We start from the raw sequence: 15,595 nt of genomic DNA, 5'->3' as shown, positions 1-15,595 counted from the left end.
TCTTATGGAGCAAAACCCGCAGTCACAGCTAAAGCTACTTGTCACCCGAGGTAAGGAGCAAGGCTATTTGACCTATGCTGAGGTCAATGACCATCTGCCGGAAGATATCGTCGATTCTGATCAGATAGAAGATATCATCCAAATGATCAATGACATGGGCATCCAGGTAATGGAAGAAGCACCTGATGCCGATGATCTCATGTTGGCAGAAAACACAAACGACACAGATGAAGATGCAGCGGAAGCAGCCGCACAAGTGTTATCTAGTGTCGAGTCAGAAATCGGTCGTACCACTGATCCGGTTCGCATGTACATGCGTGAAATGGGTACGGTTGAGCTCCTGACTCGCGAAGGTGAAATTGACATTGCAAAGCGCATTGAAGATGGCATCAACCAAGTACAGTGCTCCGTTGCTGAATACCCTGAAGCGATTACTTACTTGCTGGAGCAGTACGACCGCGTTGAATCCGGCGAGAGTCGTCTGTCCGATTTGATCACAGGCTTCGTTGATCCTAACGCAGAAGAAGATCTTGCACCAACAGCCACTCACGTTGGCTCAGAACTTCCTCAGGAAGAGCTTGACGACAATGATGACGATGAAGATGACGAAGAGCGTGATGATGATGCTGACAGCGAAGATGATAACAGCATCGATCCAGAATTAGCTCGTCAGAAATTCCTGGAGCTGCGTGAGCAATATGAACTTACTCGTCAGTCAATCAAAGCTCACGGCCGTAGTCATCCTAATACTGCAGCAGAAATATTAACTTTATCTGAAGTATTCAAACAGTTCCGTCTGGTACCAAAACAGTTTGATTACCTGGTCAACAACATGCGTTCCATGATGGATCGTGTACGTCTTCAAGAACGCCAGATCATGAAGATGTGTGTTGAGCAGTGCAAAATGCCGAAGAAAAACTTCATTACTCTGTTCTCTGGCAATGAAACAAGTGAGACATGGTTCACCGCTGCAAAAGCAATGAACAAGCCATGGTCTGACAAGTTGCTGGAAGTTGAAGAAGAAGTTATGCGTAGCCTGCAAAAGTTATGTCAGATCGAAGAAGAAACTGGCATGACCATTGAACAGGTCAAAGACATCAATCGTCGCATGTCAATCGGTGAAGCGAAAGCTCGCCGGGCGAAGAAAGAGATGGTTGAGGCCAACCTGCGTTTGGTTATTTCGATTGCGAAGAAATATACCAACCGTGGCCTGCAATTCCTCGATTTGATCCAGGAAGGTAATATCGGTCTAATGAAAGCGGTTGATAAATTTGAATACCGTCGTGGTTACAAATTCTCAACTTACGCGACATGGTGGATCCGTCAGGCGATTACTCGTTCTATTGCAGATCAGGCACGCACCATCCGTATCCCAGTACATATGATTGAGACCATCAACAAACTCAATCGTATTTCCCGCCAGATGTTGCAGGAAATGGGTCGTGAGCCTTCACCGGAAGAGCTGGCAGAACGCATGTTGATGCCTGAAGACAAGATCCGCAAGGTACTGAAAATTGCCAAAGAGCCAATCTCCATGGAAACCCCTGTGGGTGATGATGAAGATTCACATCTGGGCGATTTCATTGAGGATACCACTCTTGAACTGCCACTGGATTCAGCAACTTCAGAAAGCCTGCGCTCAGCAACTCACGATGTGCTGGCAGGTCTGACTGCACGTGAAGCGAAAGTTCTGCGTATGCGTTTTGGCATTGATATGAACACTGACCATACTCTGGAAGAAGTGGGTAAACAATTTGATGTAACCCGCGAGCGTATTCGTCAGATTGAAGCAAAAGCACTACGTAAATTGCGCCATCCGAGCCGTTCCGAAGTACTACGCAGCTTCCTTGATGACTAATCAACGAACTTGCTGATAAATCTGAAAAGCGTCTGTTTCGGCAGACGCTTTTTTATCACGCACGGATAAATCCCTGATATTCAAATAATGGCTTAAATCCAATACGCCGATACAATCCATTACCATCACGAGAGGCATCCAAATAGCACGTAGTTACACCATATTGTTTAGCTTCATTCAACACATGATTGATCAAGGCAGAGGCATATCCCCTTCTCTGTTCCTCCACCAGCGTACTAATTTCATCAAAACGAACAATATTATCTAATCTTGATAAAGTTAAAGAACAGATCGGCTGACCATCGACATACAAGGCATAATGTTGCAGATCTTTTCCCGCATCCAAAGCTGCTTGATGGCATTTTTGATACTGCCCAGAAATAGAAGCACCTGTCTCAAATGCGCTTTCCATCGGGATTGCCCAATCATCCAAACAGTGGTTAACACACCGAATGTCATATTCCATAACTGATACATCGCTCATCTGCCAATTCACCAAATCAAGTTGCATGGCTGTAGTTATACTATCAGCATCAAACACAAATCCAGCCTGTTGAATCACTGCTAAAACTTGACTATCTGGCTCTACAGCAACAATCGCAAAAGGAAAATAAGTTTTCTCATCCAGCAATTGAATTCCTTTTTGTAGATCCTCGGCGGTCTGTTGATTAACATCGGTCACCAGCAAAAAATTCAATGAATGCGTTTCAACTCCAGTCACATAGGCTCGAACACTTTCACTAATGTGCTGAGACATCTGGCTGATAGATGAAAAAAAGTGATCTTCTATTTGATAATGAGCCCAAATAGCTGCCGATAAATTATTTTTTTCCATATTGATTTACCAAAATATTTTTATGAAAAGTAATAATAATGTTTGAAAATCAATGAAAAACACAAAATTACACTGACAAAAATTCATTGACTAAATTATGAACGAAGCGCAGTAAACAATCAGAAATGTTTGTTATAAAAGCAAACAATATCACTAAAAAAGATTTCAGATGACTTCCAATAAGCTGAGATACGTTAAAATATACTAATTATTGTATATAAAATACGCATATGAATTTTGGGGACTAGACCTAAGACCAAACTGTACCGTATAATCTCCCCACTTCAACGGCCCCTTAGCTCAGTGGTTAGAGCAGGCGACTCATAATCGCTTGGTCGCTGGTTCAAGTCCAGCAGGGGCCACCAAATTTTAGCTGTTAAATCAGCAATATAGACCACTCAAGCACGAGTGGTTTTTTTATATCTTTTGGTCAATGTCCCTTTTTTGTCTCCTGAGAAAAATTTAGTGTCCCATTTTGTCTTCGCTGACACGTAAGATGGATTGTGCAGCGTGAGCGCAACACAGGAACGCGATCCAAATTAATCGCATAGTCAGTAGGTTAATGCGTGGATAGCCGATGTGACCTTACCTACCGTATCAATTTTGGTGGAATGCCGTAAGTCAAAGATACGGGTCACTTCCTGCTTTTTCACCCCCATGCAGTTGGCTAACTCAATTTGCGTTAACTTGGAATCAATAAACGCATTGAGCATAAGCACTTTGGAGGCCACGCTTGAGGGCACATCGACATAATCCTCATTCTGTCCCACGGGGCTAGGCAGTGCGATTTTTTCGTTGTCTTCGAAATAAAATATTAATTTTATAAATAACTATAGTTACCATTAGCTAACTTCTTATCACTTATGTTACTAAATAATGCATTCATAAAATCCATTATCCTTGAAATAAGCATCTACAGAACTAATATAAAAAATCTAATTCAATATTCATCCAACTAACTTTAAATTAACAAGCTAAATAAACACCCCATATACATAACTGCATTTAATGAATCCTAAAGGCGAATAAAAAGCAGAGATAAAATTAAATAGGATTCAGAGAATTATTCAATGAAATCCATAATGAAATGATAGATGTAGCAGTATTGTAAGAATTTATTTAAACTAATATGTATAACATCACTATGACATAAGCTATATCATCTCATCTAACAAGAGAAAAATAATGAAAACTTCATATAAGCTATTAATTAGTCTGGTTTGCGTCATCACGCTTGCTGGCTGTGCCCGTAACGCACCAATATTAACTCCTCAAGCCACTATCATGACTCATAATTCTCTGTCTTCCGTGAAAAAAGCTATTTTGGAAGCAGGTAAGAAACGCAAATGGGTAATGACCGAAGTTTCTCCTGGGGTTATTGATGGCTTCCTGAAAAATCGCCAGCATGACGTGCAAATACGCATCAACTATACTGCCAAAAACTACTCCATCAATTATGTCAAGAGCCATAAATTAAGAGAGAGTGATGGAAAAATTCACCGCAACTATAACCGTTGGGTCAATAATCTGGATAAAGACATTCAGTCAAATTTAGCCCTGTTGGCTAATCAATAAATTTCAGCTTTAAGGCCTATCCCTTATCAGTGAAAACACACTGATAAGATAGGCTTTAGTTTTTCAATATACATTCTGGCTACAGACATATCGGATATCTGGATATATGACCGCACCCTATAATTATGACAAAGATGAGTTCAGTGCACTTGAGGCAATTACAGAAGCTCAACGCATTGCTTTTGCCCCTATGCTATTTCAAACAGCAATGGGACTACGCGATTGCGGAATTTTATCTTTCCTGGATAAAAACCACAAAAATGGTGCGACCAAAGATGAGATTTTCAGGAACTCCGAATTAGATAGCTACGGTGTGGGTATTTTGTTGGATATGGGATTGAGCGGCAGAATTATTATTAAGCAGAATGATCGTTATTTCCTCAGTAAAATCGGACATTATTTGCTACATGACAAGATGACTCGCGTCAATATGGATTTCACTCAGGACGTTTGTTATCAAGGGTTATTTCACTTAAAAGAATCTCTCCTGAAAAATAAGCCTGCCGGATTAAAAGTGTTCGGTGAGTGGCCAACGATTTATCCTGCTCTGAGCCAATTACCTGAGCCTGCTAAAACAAGCTGGTTTTCATTCGACCATTTTTATTCTGATTCTGCCTTTAATGCGGCATTGAAAACTGTTTTCTCCATAAATCCTAAAGTGATTTATGATGTTGGTGGAAATACAGGAAAATGGGCATTGCGCTGTTGCCAATATGACAGTAAAGTCAGCGTTACTATTCTGGATTTACCCCAGCAAATAAAATTGGCTGAAGAAAATATACGCAGCCAAGGTATGGCTGATCGTATTTTCGGCTATCCTATTGACATGTTATCGGATGACGACTTACCCACAGAAGCAGATATTTGGTGGATGAGCCAATTCTTGGATTGTTTTTCCGAAACACAAATTATAGGCATTTTACGCAAGATCTCCGCAGCCATGAAACCTGATGCACGAATTTGCATTATGGAGCTGTTTTGGGACTGCCAGCCTTTTGAAGCAGCGGCTTATAGCCTTAATGCTACCTCGCTTTATTTTACTTGTATGGCAAATGGTAATAGTCGTTTTTATAGTGTTGATGATTTTACCCAATTCCTTAATAAAGCTGGGTTGGTCATAGAAAACCAAATTGATCAGCTAGGGCTAGGGCATACATTACTGATCTGCAAAAAGCAGTAACGAACGGTATTTCATGAAATTGACATTGGATATTACAGACTGGCAAGCAATCGCCCCAGGACTCTCTCTTGCTGAAAAGTGGAAAGAATGGTCTGCGAAATTACCAGCTACTATCGATAAATCACAGCCATTAGAGAAATGTGCCCAATTACCCATGATGACAGCTCGCCGTTTAAGCTCTGGCAGCCGTCTTGCCGTGGATTGTGGTTTAAGCATCCTGCGTCGTAATCAAGTCGATGCCATTGTCTATACCAGCCGTCACGGTGAGCTGGAACGCAATTACCAAATATTGCAGAATCTGGCGCAAAAAGAGAGTGTTTCTCCAACCAATTTTGCCATGTCAGTTCATAACTCTTCTGTAGGTAATCTAACCATTGTGGCGAAGGCTCCTCTGGTTTCCTCTTCCGTTTCGGCAGGTATTGACAGTTTCTTGCAAGGGCTGTTTGAAGCCTCAACACTGCTTCATGCGGGGCACCGTAAAGTCTTGCTGGTCGATTTTGATGGTGAGATCCCCAGCTTTTATCACAATGTCATAGATACCAATACCCCAACCTATCCATTTGCGGTCGCTCTATTGCTGGAGTCAGGTACTTGCTTACGCTGTACAAAGCAATCTTCATCAGAAGCAGAACCTGACCTTCCTCAAAGCCTCCAGTTTCTTCATGGCTGGTTACGGGGCAAGCAGAATTTCACTGTTTCAGGAGATCATTGCCAATGGAATTGGAGCCTGTCAGATGATTAAAAGGGTTTCAGTCAATATCACTGAACGCATTAACTGGCTCTGGCGTCTGCTCATGACCGGATTTTGTTTTGCCCTGTTTGGCTTAGGTGGGTTACTGCTTTCTCTTATTTGGTTTAATTTATTGCTGGTTTTCCTACGTAATGAAAGTAAACGTTGCTATCTCGCGCGCCACAGCATTTCATTCAGCTTTCGCCTGTTCCTTTTTTTGACCAGAAAATTGGGAGTACTGGATTACCATTTCAATGAACTGGATAAAATTCGTGCGGATAAAGGTTGTTTGATTGTTGCTAATCACCCAACTTTACTGGATTACGTCATTCTGGCATCAACACTGCCAGACGTGGATTGCATCGTAAAATCTGCGTTACTGCGCAATCCTTTTGTCAGCGGCGTAATACGCTCTGCACGTTACCTGATTAACAGTGATGCAGAAACTCTGCTTCCTGTTTGCCGCGAACGGCTGACTTCTGGTCACAATATCCTGATTTTCCCAGAAGGAACGCGCACAACACCCGGCCAACCTATTTCGCTTCAACGTGGAGCCGCTAATATCGCCGTACGATGTGAATGTGATTTGCGGATCATACATATTACTTGCAGCCAGACTATGCTGGATAAAAAAAGCAAGTGGTATCAAATCCCACCGAAAAAACCCATTTATACGATCACTATTGGTGAACAACTCACCAATGAAAATTTTGCTGTTGATATAGAAAACGGGCATGCCATCGCTGCCCGCCAACTCAATCGTCAGCTAACTCAATTACTAACACCATCAAACTAACAGATGTCGGATACGATGATGCAAGCATTACATATTGAAATAAAACAATTAATTATAGACACCCTGAACTTGGAAGATCTTACACCTGCCGATATTGAAACTGATGCCCCCCTGTTTGGCGACGGCTTAGGTTTAGATTCAATCGATGCTCTGGAGCTGGGCTTGGCAGTAAAAAATCGCTTTGGCATCGTACTATCCTCTGAAAGTGAAGAAATGCGCCAACACTTTACTTCTGTAGCCACATTGGCAGCTTATATCCAATCTCAGCAAGCATAAGAGCAGGTGTAATCATGGAAAAACACGCTATTTTTCAGGAAGTTTCCCAGCTACTGGTTCAACTGTTTGAGTTGTCCCCCGAAGACATTACGCCTGAATCACGACTTTATGAAGATCTGGAACTCGATAGCATTGATGCGGTTGATATGGTTGTCCACTTACAGAAGAAAACTGGACGCAAAATCAAACCGGAAGCATTCAAATCCGTTCGTACCGTGCAGGATGTCGTAGATGCCGTGGAACAGTTATTTAAAGAGCAACCATCGACAGAACCATCGTTAAAAGACCAGTAATCGGCAATAAATCATCAGTCAAGCAGAAACAAACATTTGGGTAGTTAATTGAAGCCGTTGATTTTATTGCTCCGTATTGCCAATACCGTGATGTTAATCGCCTGGCCGTTCTTGGTCTGGGCGATGGTTAACTACGGGCAATTTCATGCCATGTTGATCGTCATTATTTTATTTTTTGGTTTGCGATTATTGTTAAGCAGGTATCAAACCCATAATCAGCAGAAATCTGGCTGGAATACCGGATGGATATTGTCCATAGCAGGGATAGCCTTGGGGCTGGCTAGTTTATTCCTTCGCAGTCACCAGCTTCTTATGTACTATCCGGTAGTCGTTAATGCTGTTCTGCTGATTCTGTTTAGCAGCTCATTGCGTTACGGCTCCCCCATTATTGAAAAAATAGCCCGTATCAAAGAACCGGATTTACCCCCTGAGGGCATTGCTTATACACGTAAAGTCACCTACATCTGGTGCCTGTTTTTTATGTTCAATGGTGCAATAGCACTTGGAACTTGCCTGTATAACGATATGACTTTATGGACATTGTGGAACGGAATGGTGAGCTACCTATTAATTGGGTTACTCATTTCCATTGAATGGCTGGTACGCCAGCGGGTAAAAAAATAATGAAAGCACAACCCATATCTCAATGGCTATCAGAAGATAATAACCCCGACAGGTTAATCAGTTGGGGGAATAACGCCATCAGCCTGAATACACTTCGGCAGGATGTGACCGCGTTATATTTACGCCTGAAAATACACGCAAAAAACCAAAAACTCTCAACATCCCACTGGGCCTTGTGTTTTGACGATAGCTACAATTTCTGTGTCGCGCTGCTGGCAACACTTTATGCTGGTAAAACTCCCGTTATTCCGGGTCATTGCCGAGCAGCCCAATTACAAGAGCAACAATCTCTGTTTGATGGGGTCTTGACCGATTTACCCCTGACTTTATCCTGTCCTTGTTTACGGATGACATCATCAAATCCAGAAATTGATGTTACGGAAAAAATCTCGCTGAACCTCACATTGCCAGCCATCTCACCGGATGCCACTTTGGTGATGTTTACTTCTGGTTCAACAGGTATTCCTCAACAAGTGCTTAAAACTGTGGCAGCCATGGATCTTGAATCCCAATGGCTGGCTTCCCTGTGGGGAGATAAACTGCAATCCTGCATTGTCAGATCTTCAGTCAGCCACCAGCATTTGTATGGATTGACTTTCCGTATCTGGTTGCCAATGGCTCTGGGTTTACCATTCGATCGCAAGATGGTGGAATTTCCCGAACAACTTACCAATAGCCCACGTTGTGCGCTGATCAGTAGCCCTGCCTTCCTGCAACGGCTGGATGACAAACTTCCTGCCCCTGATTGTACTTTTGTCGTTTCAGCGGGTGGGCCACTGCACTTTGCCTGTGCGGAACGATCAATGCAGTGGCTCAACATTCCGCCTAATGAAATTTATGGCTGTACCGAAACTGGCATAATGGCCTGGCGAAGCCGTAAAACAAACAACGAAGTCTGGACGACATTTGAGGGAGTTTCATTTCAGGAAGATGGAGAAAAAAATGTGCGCGTCTATTCTCCTCTACTTGCTGATCCCTTTGGTCTGATTCTGGACGATCAGTTTGACTTTGATAAGCAAGGTAATTTTGCTTTATTGGGGCGGCGGGATCGTCTGGTGAAGATTGAAGAAAAACGTATTTCCCTATCAGAAATCGAACGCCGCCTGCGTGAAATTTCTGGTATCACTGATGCTGTCGCATTGCTCATTAATCGAGGTAAGCGCAATAACATTGGCGCGGTAGTCGTTTTAGATCACGAAACCTACACACGTTATCAGCAGCAAGGAATTCGCAAGCTGTCACAAGATTGGCGTCACCAGTTAAAGCCTTGGTTGGAATCTGTCGCATTACCACGTTATTGGCGAGTCGTTGAAGCCATTCCCCTGAATGCCCAAAGCAAGCGCTCATGGCCTGCTTTACAGGAGCTATTTAATGAAACCCATTGAAATTCACCGCGAGCAACCTGCTCAAAATGAGGTCATTGTACAATTGTATCTAGACCCCGATTTGGATTGGTTCCGGGGGCATTTTCCCATTCAGCCACTTCTGCCGGGTGTGGCCCAAATCGATTGGGTCATGCATTATGCCGAAATGCTGCTGGCTCCGGGCTGGTCTTTCGCTTCAATTGAAATGGTCAAGTTCCAGCTCCCTCTGCAACCGGGCAATAAGCTACTATTGAAAATCAAATGGGATGAAGAAAAATACCTCCTGACCTTCCATTATGATATAGAAGCTCAGAGCGGAAGCGAAAGCCAGACAGCAAGCCAAGGAAAGATAAAGTTATGTCGCTGAGCGCAAGTACGAGCGTAAATATGATTACGCCCTGCGTGGTTATTCCTTGTTATAACCACGGTGCAACCATGTCGGCGGTATTGGAAAGATTATCTCCTTATCATCTCCACTGCTTTATCGTGGATGATGGCAGTGCTCCCGACACTCAACACCATCTTCAAGATTTAGCCAAGTCCGTTCCTAATGTAACGCTTATCCGCCTTGAACATAATCAGGGCAAAGGCGGTGCCGTCATGGCAGGAATGCGGGCAGCCGCGGATTCAGGCTATAGCCATGCTTTACAGGTTGATGCCGATGGGCAACATTGCCTTGCCGATATCCCTCTGTTTTTGGCAAAGGCACAGCAGTATCCCAATCACTTGATTTCCGGTAATCCAAAGTATGATGATTCCGTGCCAAAATCCCGCCTTTATGGGCGCTATATCACTCATTTCTGGGTTTGGGTGGAAACGCTTTCTTTATCCATTAAAGATAGTATGTGTGGCTTTCGTATTTATCCGCTGGCTCCTACGCTACAACTGTTGGCTAAAAAAGATGTTGGTCGTCGCATGGATTTTGATATTGAAATCATGGTGCGGCTCTATTGGCAAGGAACAGAAAATCAATTTGTGCCAACAAAAGTTACCTATCCTGAAAATGGCCTGTCCCATTTCGATGCGTTGAGGGATAACCTCAGCATTTCATGGATGCATACCCACCTGTTTTTCGGTATGTTACCGCGCATTCCTTCTTTATTATGGCGTAAACAATTGCTATGGCGTACTCGACTGGGAATAAATAGCCAGCATTGGTCAGCGATTCAAGAACGCAAAGGCTTGCTTGGCATGAAATTCATGCTGGCGGTTTATCGATGGTTCGGACGCAAGCCTTTTGAATTGCTGCTTTACCCTATTGTTGGCTATTTCTGGGCAACTGGTGGTTCACAGCGTCAGGCATCCCGCCAATATCTTGAGCGACTGAAACAAACCATGCAACATAAAGGCATTACTGTTCCACAGCGCCTTAATAGTTATCGCCATTACCTGCGTTTTGGCACAGCCATGTTGGACAAAATCGCCAGCTGGCGTGGTGACTTTAAATGGGGAAAAGATATCGAGTTTACGGCGGGAGCAGAACAAATTCTTTTGGATGAAAAACTTTTGGATGGAAACTCAGGCGGAAAACTACTGTTGGTTTCGCATTTGGGCGATATTGAAGTCTGTCGGGCACTGGCGCAACAAACAGGTAAACCGACCATCAATGCACTGGTATTTACTGAACACGCCGAACGTTTCAAACAGATCATTGAAGAAGTTTCACCACAAGCAGGAATCAATTTATTACCAGTAACAGATGTCGGAGCAGATACCGCCATTATACTGAAAGAAAAAATTGATGCCGGAGAATGGGTGGCAATTGTCGGTGATCGAATTGCCGTTAATCCTTCTCGCGCCAACACTCAACGCGTTGTATGGAGCCAGTTTCTCGGTCATTCTGCACCATTTCCGCAGGGGCCATTTATCCTTGCCTCGGTATTGCGTTGCCCAGTCCTATTGATGTTCGCTCTCCGGCAAAATAACCAATTCAAAATTTACTGTGAACATTTTGCCAATCCTCTGGAATTGCCACGTAAACAACGAGAACAAGCGTTGCAGCAGGCGGTAGATCTCTATGCTTCCCGACTGGAACACCATGTCCTGCAATCTCCGCTCGATTGGTTTAATTTTTTCGATTTTTGGCAATTGCCATCTGATCGAAAAAATTCTGCTCGGAAAAATAAGGAATAAAAAATGCTGACTGCCCCCCGTTTTACGGCTGAAGTTGAATTAACTGTGCCATTTCATGATGCTGACCCAATGGGCGTTGTTTGGCATGGAAACTACTTTCGTTATTTTGAAATTGCCCGTGAGGCATTGATGAACCAACTCAATTATGGCTATCGGGAAATGAGTAAATCCGGCTATGTTTGGCCTGTCGTCGATGCCAAAATCAAGTATCGAGCCTCAGTGCTGTTTGAGCAAAAAATACGCGTCAGAGCCACCATTGAAGAATTTGAAAATCGCCTGAAAATTGCTTACCAGATTTTTGATGCAGCAAGCGGCAAAAAAACAACCGTAGGCTATACCATTCAGGTCGCCGTTTCTAAAGAAACACGGGAAATGAGTTTTATCAGCCCGGACATTTTATTCGAACATATGGGGGTCAAGCCGTGAAAAAATGGCGCTGGATACTGCTGTTCCTGACAGCAAGTTTCATGACAATCAATAACGTGGCACATGCCATCACTCTTGAAGAATTACAACAGCGGTTCGCCCACCAGCCAACTGTACGAGCACATTTCACCCAAGTGCGTCAAATTCAGGGTATGCCACAACCCCTGTCTTCCAGTGGTGAAATGCTGGTTTCACAACATAAAGGGCTGTGGTGGCATCAACAAAAACCTTTTCCACTGACACTGGTGCTGGATGACAGCCATATGGTTCAAGCCATGCCGGGGCAAACTCCCCAAGTGATCACCGCCGATTCCAATCCTCAACTGTTTCAGTTCAACCATCTGATGCGGGCACTGTTTCAGGCCGATCGTGCCGTGCTGGAAGAAAATTTCAAAATCGAATTCAGCGATCTTGGGCAGGAAAAATGGCGCTTGGTACTGACGCCCAAAACGTCTCCTTTAGATAAACTTTTCACAGCGATTACCCTGAGCGGCCAAGCTAACCTTGATACGATTTTACTGACCGATCGCCAAGGTGATCGAACAGAACTCTCTTTTACCCAACACCAATTAACACCAGAGACGCTGAGTAATGAAGAAGAGCAATACTTCAAATTCTGAGCCACGTCGGCTGGCACCATTCTGGTTACTGATATGCGCTATCCTGCTGATATCGCTGGTAACCTTGTTGCCTCAATCCCGTCTGTCCACCAGCGTACTGGCATTGTTGCCAGCACAAAGTGCTGGAAACATGCCACCTGCTTTGCAAGGAGAGTTCATGCAACGTCTTGATCGGCAATTGGTGTGGATGGTCAGTCCGGGGGAAAAAGAGGATGTCGCTCCTGCCCAATACTGGTTGGAGCATTTGCAAAAAATACTGTTTCTGAGCCATGTCAAAGGGCCAATGACGGCAGAACAGCAACAAGCATGGGGGCGTTTTTACTACGAACACCGTAATGCCATGCTCGATCCTATCACCCGTGACAGGCTGAAAGATGAAGGCAATCAGCAGGCAAATTGGATCTTGTCTCAAGTTTATTCCGCATTTTCTGGTGTCAGCGGGCAAGAGCTTAACAACGATCCCCTGATGCTGGTCAGAGGTTCACAACTGGCGCTTCAGCAGGCATCCAACCAATTGCGACTCCAGAATGGCTGGTTGGTCGCCAAAGATGATTCAGGGAAAAAATGGTATCTGCTTCACGGAGAGCTAAAAAGCTCTTCCTTTGACATGCAGCAAGGGCATCATGCCGTTACTGAATTGAATAAGTTGCAGCAGGCTCTGAAAGCTCAATTTCCTGATGCCGAAGTCATTTCAAGGGGAACCCTGTTCTACAGCGATTATGCCACTCAACAGGCGAAACACGATATTTCAACACTGGGTAGCGTCACGGTACTCGGCGTATTGCTACTCATTTACAGTGTTTTCCGCTCCCTAAAACCTTTGTTGCTATGTGTTCTATCCATCAGTATCGGCGCATTAGCAGGAACTGTGGCGACTTTGGGGATCTTTGGTGAACTTCATTTCATGACGCTGGTAATGAGCGTCAGTATTATCGGTATTTCCGCCGACTACGCCATTTACTATCTGACAGAACGCATGGTACATGGTCAGGAAGTCACGCTGTGGCAAAGTATGCGGAAAGTCTTGCCAGCCTTATTGATGGCATTGGCAACAACCGTCATTGCCTATCTAATCATGATGTTCGCCCCTTTCCCCGGCCTACGCCAATTGGCTGTATTTGCAGCTGCGGGCTTGACGGCTTCCTGCCTGACGGTTGTCTGCTGGTATCCCCGACTTGCTAAAAATCTACCAGTACGCCCTGTTCCAGCCATGATCATATTAATGCGCTGGCTGGCGTTATGGAGACGCAATCGGCTGTTTTATATGGGATTACCAACAATACTGGCAGTTTTTGCAGTGCTGGGAATTTCTCGCTTGCAGATCAATGATGACATTGCCCAATTACAGGCTCTACCACAGGATATCCATCAACAGGAAAAACGCATTGCAGCACTAACCGGACAGCGAAGCGATCAGAAATGGTTCGTGATTTACGGTAATAATGCAGAACAAACCTTGCAGCGGCTGGAATCTTTTATTCCAAAATTGGATACAGAAAAACAGCAAGGTAATATCAGTCATTACCAACGACTCCCGCTCTCCTCTCTTGCTCAACAACACAGAGATCTTGAACTGCTCAAGGCCGCCACTCCCAATATCATGGCTCGCCTGGCAGAAGCAGGTTTGACAATGAAACAACCTGATGCTCGTCCCATGACTGTCACGCCGAATGACTGGCTCAACAGTGTAGTTAGTGAAGGTTGGCGTTTGATGTGGATAACCCTGCCAAATGGCTACAGTGGCGTCCTGCTACCTGTAAACGGCGTTAAAGACAGTGTATTGATGCGTCAGTTGGCAGAAAAACAGGAAGGCGTCAGTTGGGTTGATCGCAAACTGGCTTTCGATGAGATGTTTCAATTCTACCGCACTATGCTTGGCTGGTTGCTGGCAGGTTCAATCATACTGATTGCCATCAGTTACATAGCACGGCTCGGTTTGCGTCGCGGCATCATCAACATAGTGCCATCCTTGCTATCCCTTGGCTGTGGGCTGGCTGTTCTCGGCTTTAGTGGTCATAGCCTTAACTTATTCTCAATATTGGCTCTGGTTCTGGTGCTTGGCATTGGCATCAACTACACCCTGTTTTTCAGTAATCCCCATGGTACTCCGTTGACCTCGCTATTAGCGATCAGTGTCGCAATGTGTACTGCATTACTCACACTAGGGATGTTGGTATTCAGCAGCACTCAAGCAATCAGCAGTTTTGGCATCGTATTATGCAGTGGGATATTTACCGCTTTCCTGCTATCGCCATTGGCAATGCCTGAACGCCAAAAAAGGAAAAAGAAATCATGATACGGTTATTCATTCTATCCCTGACTTGCCTGCTGGCAGCGTGTACGAACTCCCCGCAAAACAGCACGCCCAGTGCATGGCTGAAACCAGGTGTACGCGTTTCTTTACCAGAACCAACCATAACACCTACCATTAATGAACAACAACTGCTGACGGCTACAGTAAAAGGCAAGCAGCAGTCATTGATTGTGCTACTCAGCGCCAATGAACAACACCTATCCTTGGCAGGATTGTCTTCGCTGGGCATTCGGCTGTTCAAATTGAATTACGATCAAAATGGTATTCATACCGAACAATCCATTGTCTTGCCGGAACTTCCGCCTGCCAATCAAGTCTTGGCTGATATTATGCTCAGTTACTGGCCTGTTTCCGCTTGGCAGAGCCGACTGCCTGATGGCTGGGTGCTTAAGGACAGTGGTAATCTCCGCCAACTGCATGATAAAAATGGGAAATTAATCACAGAAATTTATTATGATAGCCCAAATGGCAAACGACGTAGGGCAAACGGGTCTAATTTATACAGATGAAAATCCCACTGTCAGGATTTTCATCATATAGCCATTATCCCAGCCAGCCTTCTGGCGCTTAG

General features: G+C 44.3%; 17 protein-coding genes and 1 tRNA gene. 16 read left to right on the top strand and 2 right to left on the bottom strand.

What is annotated here, in order from left to right; all coding sequences use genetic code 11:
* Positions 1-4: 4 nt before the first annotated feature.
* Positions 5-1,858 carry an RNA polymerase sigma factor RpoD gene (gene rpoD / locus BM135_RS02690; protein ID WP_092517560.1) on the top strand — a complete coding sequence of 618 codons (1,854 nt, stop codon included), beginning with the start codon at positions 5-7 and terminating at the stop codon, positions 1,856-1,858.
* A gap of 55 nt (positions 1,859-1,913) precedes the next feature.
* Here the strand turns inward: rpoD and BM135_RS02685 are convergent, their stop codons facing one another.
* Positions 1,914-2,693 (bottom strand): GNAT family N-acetyltransferase, encoded by a 780-nt coding sequence (locus BM135_RS02685; RefSeq protein WP_092517558.1) that lies wholly within the window; start codon positions 2,691-2,693, stop codon positions 1,914-1,916.
* 289 nt (positions 2,694-2,982) lie between these two features.
* Between BM135_RS02685 and BM135_RS02680 the strand changes: the two genes are divergently transcribed.
* Positions 2,983-3,058 (top strand) — tRNA-Ile (locus BM135_RS02680).
* A 186-nt stretch (positions 3,059-3,244) separates the two neighbouring features.
* On the opposite strand, the gene BM135_RS02675 is transcribed toward BM135_RS02680, so the two are convergent.
* Positions 3,245-3,463: a hypothetical protein gene (locus tag BM135_RS02675; protein ID WP_422646134.1), complete on the bottom strand. Its 219-nt coding sequence runs from the start codon at positions 3,461-3,463 to the stop codon at positions 3,245-3,247.
* 415 nt (positions 3,464-3,878) lie between these two features.
* On the opposite strand from BM135_RS02675, the gene BM135_RS02670 reads away from it, so the two are divergent.
* The 14 genes from BM135_RS02670 (at position 3,879) to BM135_RS02605 (ending at position 15,533) form a co-directional block, all read left to right on the top strand.
* The gene (locus BM135_RS02670) at positions 3,879-4,268 is read left to right on the top strand and encodes a hypothetical protein (RefSeq protein WP_092517550.1); all 390 of its coding nucleotides are present in this window, start codon (positions 3,879-3,881) and stop codon (positions 4,266-4,268) included.
* Between the two features lie 106 nt (positions 4,269-4,374).
* Positions 4,375-5,448, top strand: coding sequence for a methyltransferase (locus BM135_RS02665; RefSeq protein WP_092517547.1), 1,074 nt, complete (start codon positions 4,375-4,377; stop codon positions 5,446-5,448).
* Positions 5,449-5,461: 13 nt separating this feature from the next.
* Positions 5,462-6,190 carry a beta-ketoacyl synthase chain length factor gene (locus tag BM135_RS02660; RefSeq protein WP_092517545.1) on the top strand — a complete coding sequence of 243 codons (729 nt, stop codon included), beginning with the start codon at positions 5,462-5,464 and terminating at the stop codon, positions 6,188-6,190.
* Positions 6,183-6,974, top strand: coding sequence for a lysophospholipid acyltransferase family protein (locus BM135_RS02655; RefSeq protein ID WP_092517543.1), 792 nt, complete (start codon positions 6,183-6,185; stop codon positions 6,972-6,974). Before BM135_RS02660 ends, BM135_RS02655 begins: the two co-directional genes overlap by 8 nt.
* Before the next feature lie 18 nt (positions 6,975-6,992).
* The gene (locus BM135_RS02650) at positions 6,993-7,250 is read left to right on the top strand and encodes a phosphopantetheine-binding protein (protein WP_092517541.1); all 258 of its coding nucleotides are present in this window, start codon (positions 6,993-6,995) and stop codon (positions 7,248-7,250) included.
* 11 nt (positions 7,251-7,261) lie between these two features.
* Positions 7,262-7,543: an acyl carrier protein gene (locus BM135_RS02645; protein ID WP_092517539.1), complete on the top strand. Its 282-nt coding sequence runs from the start codon at positions 7,262-7,264 to the stop codon at positions 7,541-7,543.
* A 48-nt stretch (positions 7,544-7,591) separates the two neighbouring features.
* Complete coding sequence (locus BM135_RS02640; RefSeq protein WP_422646133.1) at positions 7,592-8,167, top strand: COG4648 family protein; 576 nt, start codon at positions 7,592-7,594, stop codon at positions 8,165-8,167.
* Complete coding sequence (locus tag BM135_RS02635) at positions 8,167-9,552, top strand: AMP-binding protein (RefSeq protein ID WP_092517538.1); 1,386 nt, start codon at positions 8,167-8,169, stop codon at positions 9,550-9,552. Before BM135_RS02640 ends, BM135_RS02635 begins: the two co-directional genes overlap by 1 nt.
* The gene (locus BM135_RS02630; protein ID WP_092517537.1) at positions 9,539-9,898 is read left to right on the top strand and encodes an ApeI family dehydratase; all 360 of its coding nucleotides are present in this window, start codon (positions 9,539-9,541) and stop codon (positions 9,896-9,898) included. The genes BM135_RS02635 and BM135_RS02630 overlap by 14 nt, the downstream gene beginning before the upstream one ends.
* Positions 9,889-11,664, top strand: a complete 1,776-nt coding sequence (locus BM135_RS02625; protein WP_245737277.1) for a glycosyltransferase family 2 protein — start codon at positions 9,889-9,891, stop codon at positions 11,662-11,664. The genes BM135_RS02630 and BM135_RS02625 overlap by 10 nt, the downstream gene beginning before the upstream one ends.
* 3 nt (positions 11,665-11,667) lie before the next feature.
* The gene (locus BM135_RS02620; protein ID WP_092517536.1) at positions 11,668-12,090 is read left to right on the top strand and encodes an acyl-CoA thioesterase; all 423 of its coding nucleotides are present in this window, start codon (positions 11,668-11,670) and stop codon (positions 12,088-12,090) included.
* A 17-nt stretch (positions 12,091-12,107) separates the two neighbouring features.
* Complete coding sequence (locus tag BM135_RS02615; protein WP_422646136.1) at positions 12,108-12,710, top strand: outer membrane lipoprotein carrier protein LolA; 603 nt, start codon at positions 12,108-12,110, stop codon at positions 12,708-12,710.
* The gene (locus BM135_RS02610; protein ID WP_092517534.1) at positions 12,682-15,006 is read left to right on the top strand and encodes an MMPL family transporter; all 2,325 of its coding nucleotides are present in this window, start codon (positions 12,682-12,684) and stop codon (positions 15,004-15,006) included. Before BM135_RS02615 ends, BM135_RS02610 begins: the two co-directional genes overlap by 29 nt.
* A complete protein-coding gene (locus BM135_RS02605; protein WP_092517532.1) occupies positions 15,003-15,533 on the top strand; it encodes a DUF3261 domain-containing protein in 531 nt (176 codons plus the stop codon). The genes BM135_RS02610 and BM135_RS02605 overlap by 4 nt, the downstream gene beginning before the upstream one ends.
* Positions 15,534-15,595: the final 62 nt, after the last annotated feature.

Source organism: Xenorhabdus japonica (assembly GCF_900115195.1).
In the GTDB taxonomy this organism is placed as follows: domain Bacteria; phylum Pseudomonadota; class Gammaproteobacteria; order Enterobacterales; family Enterobacteriaceae; genus Xenorhabdus; species Xenorhabdus japonica.
Note: the sequence above shows the minus strand (reverse complement) of the source record. Positions and strands in the feature narration are given on the sequence as shown.

What these genes read in the sequence shown, in the direction of transcription:
- BM135_RS02630 (WP_092517537.1), top strand. Translation starts at nt 9,539, where the DNA reads ATGAAACCCATTGAAATTCACCGCGAGCAACCTGCTCAAAATGAGGTC.
- BM135_RS02685 (WP_092517558.1), bottom strand. Translation starts at nt 2,693, where the DNA reads ATGGAAAAAAATAATTTATCGGCAGCTATTTGGGCTCATTATCAAATA.
- BM135_RS02655 (WP_092517543.1), top strand. Translation starts at nt 6,183, where the DNA reads ATGATTAAAAGGGTTTCAGTCAATATCACTGAACGCATTAACTGGCTC.
- BM135_RS02620 (WP_092517536.1), top strand. Translation starts at nt 11,668, where the DNA reads ATGCTGACTGCCCCCCGTTTTACGGCTGAAGTTGAATTAACTGTGCCA.
- BM135_RS02610 (WP_092517534.1), top strand. Translation starts at nt 12,682, where the DNA reads ATGAAGAAGAGCAATACTTCAAATTCTGAGCCACGTCGGCTGGCACCA.
- rpoD (WP_092517560.1), top strand. Translation starts at nt 5, where the DNA reads ATGGAGCAAAACCCGCAGTCACAGCTAAAGCTACTTGTCACCCGAGGT.
- BM135_RS02665 (WP_092517547.1), top strand. Translation starts at nt 4,375, where the DNA reads ATGACCGCACCCTATAATTATGACAAAGATGAGTTCAGTGCACTTGAG.
- BM135_RS02650 (WP_092517541.1), top strand. Translation starts at nt 6,993, where the DNA reads ATGCAAGCATTACATATTGAAATAAAACAATTAATTATAGACACCCTG.
- BM135_RS02625 (WP_245737277.1), top strand. Translation starts at nt 9,889, where the DNA reads ATGTCGCTGAGCGCAAGTACGAGCGTAAATATGATTACGCCCTGCGTG.
- BM135_RS02635 (WP_092517538.1), top strand. Translation starts at nt 8,167, where the DNA reads ATGAAAGCACAACCCATATCTCAATGGCTATCAGAAGATAATAACCCC.
- BM135_RS02660 (WP_092517545.1), top strand. Translation starts at nt 5,462, where the DNA reads ATGAAATTGACATTGGATATTACAGACTGGCAAGCAATCGCCCCAGGA.
- BM135_RS02605 (WP_092517532.1), top strand. Translation starts at nt 15,003, where the DNA reads ATGATACGGTTATTCATTCTATCCCTGACTTGCCTGCTGGCAGCGTGT.
- BM135_RS02670 (WP_092517550.1), top strand. Translation starts at nt 3,879, where the DNA reads ATGAAAACTTCATATAAGCTATTAATTAGTCTGGTTTGCGTCATCACG.